The sequence below is a fragment of the Geomonas sp. genome, from assembly GCF_035254065.1.
GTDB lineage: Bacteria > Desulfobacterota > Desulfuromonadia > Geobacterales > Geobacteraceae > Geomonas.
In genome coordinates this window covers 1-6,883 of the sequence record NZ_DATFBA010000345.1, presented here as the reverse complement: position 1 = coordinate 6,883, position 6,883 = coordinate 1, and the positions used below count along the sequence as shown (strand labels likewise).

General features: G+C 58.8%; 8 protein-coding genes. 1 reads left to right on the top strand and 7 read right to left on the bottom strand.

Annotated features, from left to right (window positions below; genetic code table 11):
• A partial coding sequence (locus VJ604_RS16175; RefSeq protein ID WP_414652458.1) for a S41 family peptidase occupies positions 1-359 on the bottom strand: 359 nt, incomplete at its 3' end.
• 396 nt (positions 360-755) lie between these two features.
• Between VJ604_RS16175 and VJ604_RS16170 the strand changes: the two genes are divergently transcribed.
• Positions 756-1,814 (top strand): polysaccharide biosynthesis/export family protein, encoded by a 1,059-nt coding sequence (locus tag VJ604_RS16170; protein ID WP_324084321.1) that lies wholly within the window; start codon positions 756-758, stop codon positions 1,812-1,814.
• Positions 1,815-1,947: 133 nt separating this feature from the next.
• Here VJ604_RS16170 and scpB read toward each other — a convergent pair whose 3' ends face one another.
• From scpB to VJ604_RS16140, 6 genes are all read right to left on the bottom strand, one after another.
• A complete protein-coding gene (gene scpB / locus VJ604_RS16165; protein WP_324084319.1) occupies positions 1,948-2,727 on the bottom strand; it encodes a methylmalonyl-CoA decarboxylase in 780 nt (259 codons plus the stop codon).
• Between the two features lie 28 nt (positions 2,728-2,755).
• Entirely contained in the window at positions 2,756-4,627 is a 1,872-nt protein-coding gene (locus tag VJ604_RS16160; RefSeq protein WP_324084317.1) for an aldehyde ferredoxin oxidoreductase N-terminal domain-containing protein, read from the bottom strand.
• 2 nt (positions 4,628-4,629) lie between these two features.
• On the bottom strand, positions 4,630-5,013 hold the full coding sequence (locus tag VJ604_RS16155; protein ID WP_324084315.1) for a 4Fe-4S binding protein: 384 nt from the start codon (positions 5,011-5,013) through the stop codon (positions 4,630-4,632).
• 16 nt (positions 5,014-5,029) lie between these two features.
• Entirely contained in the window at positions 5,030-6,109 is a 1,080-nt protein-coding gene (locus VJ604_RS16150; protein WP_324084313.1) for a hydrogenase large subunit, read from the bottom strand.
• 14 nt (positions 6,110-6,123) lie between these two features.
• A complete protein-coding gene (locus VJ604_RS16145; RefSeq protein ID WP_324084312.1) occupies positions 6,124-6,561 on the bottom strand; it encodes an NADH-quinone oxidoreductase subunit C in 438 nt (145 codons plus the stop codon).
• Position 6,562: 1 nt separating this feature from the next.
• Positions 6,563-6,883: NADH-quinone oxidoreductase subunit B family protein (locus VJ604_RS16140; RefSeq protein ID WP_324084310.1), on the bottom strand; the 321-nt coding region annotated here is incomplete at its 5' end.

Here is a 6,883-nt window from a genome sequence, read left to right as displayed (position 1 = left end):
ATGGGGGCGTTCACCATCAGCTTGCCGTCGCGCATGTCCAACTCGATCCCCAATCCGCCGAACGCGCCGGCCATGTGGACCTTCATTTCAGAGTAGTCGGTGGCGGGGAGGTAGGTGCTGTGGGGGTCCAAGGCGGCAAGCATGCCGTTGATGGCGCCGGTCATCAGTTTCTTGTCGTCGACCTTGTCGACGTAGCTCGTTTTGACGATTCCCACCACTTCGGCGAACATGCGGAGATAATCGGCGTCATTTCTTTTGGAAAGGCCGAGGCCCTTGATCATCGGCACGAGGAGCACCACGAGAAGAGACAACGTGGTGACAACCCCGGCGATGGTGAAGGCGATGGTTCTTTTTGTCATGCGGAAGCCTTTTGAGCTGGAAGCTTATAATATCAGGACGAAATGAACTGTAAATTCTGGCGAACCAGATGTCAACAATCAAAACGGAAAGGGGCGACAACTGGTTTGTAATGGGCCTGTCCTAGGGGGCGTAGCGGTTGACGGCTGGGCCACTTTGTCGGTGGCGTTCTCAGGGTACTCAGTGTTCCGCTTGCCTAACGGATCGGAAGGTGGTTCCGCTGTCACCGGTTACCTGACAGAACTGGTATGAGTGACATGTTTTGGCGGCACTGCTATTTGATGCATAAGTGCCTGACTGTGCGCTGGAAAGATATCTGTCTGGGTGGGATATATGATTGACTTCATCGGTCCAATAATGCTAATGAACAGTACAGTCTTTTTCAGGATAGGTGAATAATGAAGACAATGAAGCACATTTCCTCCCTTTACCTCCTCTCTCTTATTTTCGCCATCTTCGCTCTTCCCGGTTGCGCCCACTACAGTTACCGAGACATTCCCGCCGGCACCGTGAAGGAGCTGAGCTCCAGTGTCGTCTCCCAGGAAGATGTGTCAGTCCCGACCCTTCCCGCCGACCCACCGCCCTCAATGGATTACCAGGTGGGACCTGGCGACGTCCTGCTCATCAACGTCCCCGGCAGGACGGAATTCAGCGTCGCCATACAGAACACCGGCAACAAGGTCACCGGTAACCGCGTCGACGGCTCCGGCAACATCCACGTGCCGTACCTTGGCGCCGTGCAGGTCCGCGGGCTTACCCTTACCCAGATCGAGCAGAAACTCAACCCGCTTCTCAAGAAATACCTCCAGGATCCCTCGGTCACGGTAGAGATCCTCGAATACAAGAGCCTTCCCCTTTACCTGATCGGCCAGTTCAAGGTTGCCGGCACCTTCTACATGGACCGGCCGATGACGCTCACCCAGGCCTTGTCCATGGGAGGCGGCTTCGATGTCTCCGCAAACCTGACGGGCGCCCGGCTGTCGCGCGGCGGCAAGATCATCCCGGTCGACCTCAACGACCTGCTCTTGAACGGCGATATGCGTCAAAACGTCTGGCTCAAGGGGGGCGACACCATCTTCATACCCGACAACAAGAACGCCCAGGTCTTCGTATTCGGGGCGGTCAAGAAAGGTGGCGTGGTTCCTTTCCCTCCGGGGGGGATGAACCTTGCCCAAGCCATTGCCAGCGCCGACATCCGCGATACCGGTTACGATCTTCATCACATTCGAATCATCCGTTCCCTTTCCACCACCCGCGGCCAATTGATCGTGGTCGATTACGACAAGATTTTGCGCGGCGAGGCCCTGCCATTCCCGCTCATGAACGGTGACGTTGTCTACGTGCCCAAGAGCGCCTACGGCGACTGGAACGATGCTCTGGCCGATGTCCTCCCCTCCCTGCAGTTGATCAGCAGCATTCTGCAGCCCTTTGTGTCGGTCAAGTACCTCATGAGGTAGGCAATGAAGAAATCCGTCTCCACGAGTAAAGCAAGGTAAGAGACGGAAGAAAGCGGCAGTGTAAATGAAGTTGATAAATTGCAAAGGCTCCCGGTCATTACCAGGAGCCTTTTTCTTTCTGTCTTGCTGCAGGCTATTTTCCGATGAACTTCGCAGGTCTCTTTTCAAAAAAAGACTTGATGCCTTCCTGATAGTCATGGCTGTCGTAGATTTGGCGACGCATGGCCTGGATCCTCTCGAAAGTCTCGGGACTGAGGTTGTGAGCTGCTGACAGTATTCGCAGTTCCTCCTTGAGAAGGCTTATTACCAGTGGCGAGTTTTGCGCGATATCTTGAGCGATGGTCATGGTGAAGCTTTCCAGTTCCTCTTTGGGCACGGCGTGACTTACCAGTCCATGGGCAACCAGCCGCTTGGCAGGTACGGGCTTCGCGGTGAAAAGCATTTCTTTGCAGACGGGGATGCCGCCGGTGTTCATGAAATTCTGGACCCCGGAAATGTTGTAAGGAACCCCCAGTTTGGCAGGAGTAATGGCAAAGGTCGAGTCATCGGCTGAAATGATCAGGTCGCAACTCATCACCAGTTCGCAAGCACCTCCCCATACACTCCCCTCCACCATGGCGATCACCGGGGCGGGGAAAAGCTCTATGGTTCTTACCACCAGCCGGAGCGGGTCATTGTAGGTTAGGGGGTCACGCCCGTTCATGGGCAGCTCCCGAACGTCGTGACCGGCGGAGAAGACCTTCGAGCCGGCGTGCGCCCTGAGAATCACCACGCGGATGCCCTGGCTTTTCATCTCGTTGAGAGCGCCGCAGATGTGATCGATCAGTTCCTTGCTGAGAGAGTTGTGCTTTGCGCGATTATTGAGGGTAATCGTTCCTATCCCGTCGACTGTTTTCATCTCTACTAGTGCCATGGCTTTCTCTCCTTATGGCCAACTCCTGTCAGAAGAATTCCCGCAGAGTTTCGTCGATTCCTTTGAGGATTTCGTACCAGAATTCCCGCGCCGCCTCCAACCGGTCACCTTCGAACTTCTCGAGCCAGCTGGCAAGCTCCTGGCTCCCCTCTCGCTCGACCTCTTTTTTCCGCTTCAGGAAACTATGCACAAAGTCGATGTTACGCTCCGATTCCCAGAATATGGGGCTGTTGCTGCTGTGCAGGCGGCTGGCCAGCACTTCGATGGCACGCTGGAAGCGCTCCTGGCAGTGGTACAGGTTCTCCAGCACCTCGGGGAGGAATTCTTCCGCCCACCCGCGATGAAAGCGGCATACGCCGAGGTTGTCGAGGATCAGCTCCTTTTTCATTCGCTCCGCACATATCCTCCCCAAGGTCCGTGGGGGGATGAAGTCGTAGCTGTAATCCATGTAGTACTTCCCCATGATGGCCATGGGGGCGAGGACGCCGGCAACCCAGTACTGGTTGGGCACCATCCATCCCCGGCGGCTGAAGGCGACGTACACCAGCCGGTCGTGCAGCGCCACCCCCTTCTCCCGTGACTGGATTCGGCTCCACTTGCGCGCCCCTTCCCTGAAATCAAGGATTCCGCGCCGCTCCAGGATCGCGTCGATCAGTTCGCACCCCAGTTCAGCGTTATGCATGGAATCCGCTACCACGTCGAAGCCGGCCATCTCCCACCTGGGGAGCCTGGTCACGCCGACTTCTTCCAAGGTCAGCTGCTTCGTGTCCAGCAGGTCCATGAGCCATGCCAGCACACCACCGCAGGAGATGGCGTCGAAACCCATGGCGTCGCAGTGATGGTTCAGTTTTTCCGCCGCCCGCTGGTCGAAGATGCCGCAAAGGGGCCCCATAGTCTGGTACGGCTCGTAATCCTTCTTGAACTCGCCCCTCATCTTCTTGCAGAGGGCGGCGCACGGCTCTCCGCAGGTAGCCTGCCGTGCGGACGCGATGGTCTCTTCATTGAACTGTTTGAGGTAGTGATCAATGACGAACTTTTGGTGTAGCGCCTGGCGCTCCTCCTCCTTCCACTGAACAGTGCGGTAGTTGAAGGCTATGATCCTCCCTCCCATGGTGACGTAGTTGACCCCGAAGGTACCGCCGGTCTGCAGCTTCTCGTCGTAGCGGTACTTGGTGGTCACCTCCAGGTCCTTCTGCATCAGGCGCTGCCGGTACTTGTTTTCGAACCACTGATCGGCCACCTTGCGATCCCGGAAATCCTCTTCAACCATGGTACCGCCGTAGATGATCGCCACGAGGCCGTGTTCCCGTACCATGGCGCTCCCGAGGCCACCCCGGCCCGCCCAGGTGTCGACCAGGCCGATGCTTCCCTTGGATATCGGGACTGACATGATGGCCCCCAAGTCGGTCTGCAGGGCCGCCGGTCCGCAGGTCAGGATGCGCGGGTCGTTTTCGTAGCGGGAGCCGAACATTTGGTAGACGGTGTCGGTGAGGGCGTAGACACCGCTCCGGCCAGTTATCCAGATCGCCTCCACGTCGACCGGGACCACCTCCACCTCGATCTCTTCCCCGTGTTTGCGGTTCAGGTAGAGGACCGACGGCACCGGGGCCTTCCCCACCAGGCTCAGCATGTTGATGCCGAGGTTGTTGAACACCAACCCGGCCCCTCCCATGGAGCTGATGTAGTTCCCCTGCCAGCAGGGGGAAAAACCGGTTACCACCATGCGGTTGGAGCCCGGGAAAATGGAACCGGCGAACATGCCGACGCCGAAATTGAGGCTGCCGAGTTCCCGGACCAGATGGATCCCCAAGTCCACCGGCCCGAAATAACGGTCGAAGCTGTACCTTTTCATCTTGTAGAAGCCGGTGGCCGGATCGACCAGCAGAACCCTTTGGTACATGTTCATGCATCACCTCGATTGCCCTGGCGTGGAGCCTCGTCCTTGCCGGCAGGGGAGGGTGGCTGGTTTTCCCGGTGGATCGCCAACTCCCTTGCGCTGACCGGCGCGGGATACTGCTGGTTGGTGGAGAGGCACTTGGTTGGACAGATTTCCACGCACAGGTTACAGACGCAGCACCTGAGGCGATCTATCTGCCATTCCTTGTTTTCCTTCGCGACCGCTATGGCGAAAGTGGGGCACCGCCTGCCGCACAAGCCGCAGAAGATGCATCTTTCGATGGCATTTTCGATCCTCCCACGGGTGATGGGGGTGAAAATCCGCTCCCTCTGCGGGTACATGAGGGTGGCCGGACCTTTGACCAGGTTCCAGCCGACGATCTTCGTCATGGTGAAAATCTTCATGTTATCGTTCCGTGCAGCTGATACAAGGGTCGAGGGTCAGGATGATGTTCGGCACATCGGCGAGTTCCGATCCCTTCAGGGCTTTGATCATGGCCGGGATGTTGCTGAAGGTGGGGACGCGCACCCGGAACCGCTGGAGAAAACGCGATCCGTTCCCCTTCACATAATGGATCACCTCTCCGCGGGGCTGCTCGACCCGGGAGAAGTACTCGCCGTCGGGAGCCCCGGTCACCTTGACCTCGACCGGTCCTGCCGGGATCTTTCCGGCGGCTTGACTGATCAGTTCTATGGACTGGAACATCTCCCTGATCCGGACCAGGCAGCGGGCGTAGCAGTCTCCCGCCGGCTCTACCACTGGCTCCACTTCAAGGAACCGGTAAGCAGCGTAACCGGTAAGCCGCAGGTCCATGGCCAGCCCGCTCGCCCGCGCCATGGGGCCGACGCAGCCCAGCGCATGGGCGTCCTCCCTGGAGAGGAAACCGACCCCCGACAACCGGTGCTGGACGGAGTAATCGTTGATGAAGACGTCGCCCAGCTCTTTCAGCGCCACGCCCAGCCCGCCCAAGCGGTCGACGATCCCCTTCAGTACTTCATTCTCGATGTCCCTGCGCGTACCACCCACCTTGCAGACCGCGAGTATGACCCTCGCCCCCGTGGTCTCTTCGAAGATGTTCAGCACCTGTTCCCTCAGCCTGAGCGCCTGCATGAAGAGACTCTCGAAACCGAAGGCGTCGCCTGCCACTCCCAGCCAGAAGATGTGGCTGTGGAGCCGTGAAAGCTCGGCCCAGATGGTGCGAAGGTAGAGGGCCCGGGGCGGCACCTCGATCCCCATGATCTCTTCCACCGCCTGGCAGTACCCAACGCTGTGCATGAAGCTGCAAAGGCCGCAGATCCGGTCGGCAACGTGGACGAAGTCGAGGAAGTCCCTGGTCTCCACCAGTCGTTCCAGACCGCGGTGTACGTAGCTTATCGACGGGATGGCGTCGACGATCCATTCATCCTCGGTGACCAGGTCGAAGTGGATCGGCTCCGGCAGCACCGGGTGTTGCGGCCCGAGCGGTATGATGTTCCTGTGCGCCATGGTCTGCCGATCTCCTATCCTGTTTGCCCGCCGGGACCGTCGCCGGCGGATGCAGGTTTTCCCGGTTCCAGCTGCACCTTTGGCTTAGGGGGCTCCGGCAACTTAACGTTGTCGACGCTAAAGGGGGTAGCGAGCGCGGTCCGGTAGAGCGTGCCCCGGTAGTCGACCGCGATGTGCATGATTTCCACGCCGAATAAGTCATGGATCTCGTTTTCGTACAGGAAGGCCCCGGGATAGATCGCGCTGATGCTCGGCACCTGCTCGTCCGGCGCCACGCTGAAGCGGAGGTTTGTGAAGCGATAGTCGCGGTCGAAGGAGTAGGTGAGCTCGTAGCCGCCTGAAAGCGTGCTGCAGCCGATCTGGACCAGCCGGTACCCCTCCGCGAATAGCTCGGCCACCATCCCCACCAGGTCGCACTTCGCTACGGGTATGATCTCCTGGGTTTCACTCATGTCAGCCATCTCTCCTCGACTTTTTCCGCCGTGCGGCCCTCTCTTCCAGGATCGCGCACGCCTTCATCATGCCGTCGATGATCGCTTCCGGCCTGGCAGCACAGCCGGGGACGTAGACATCGACCGGCAGCACCTTGTCGACTCCGCCCAGCACATTGTAGCAATCCTGGAAAACGCAGCCGGAGGTGGCACAGATCCCCACCGCGACAACTACCTTAGGGTTCGGCATCTGCGCGTAGAGGTTCTCCACCACCTCCTTGCTGTTGCAGTTGACCGACCCGGTCACCACCAGGATGTCGGCATGCTTGGGATTGCCGGTCAT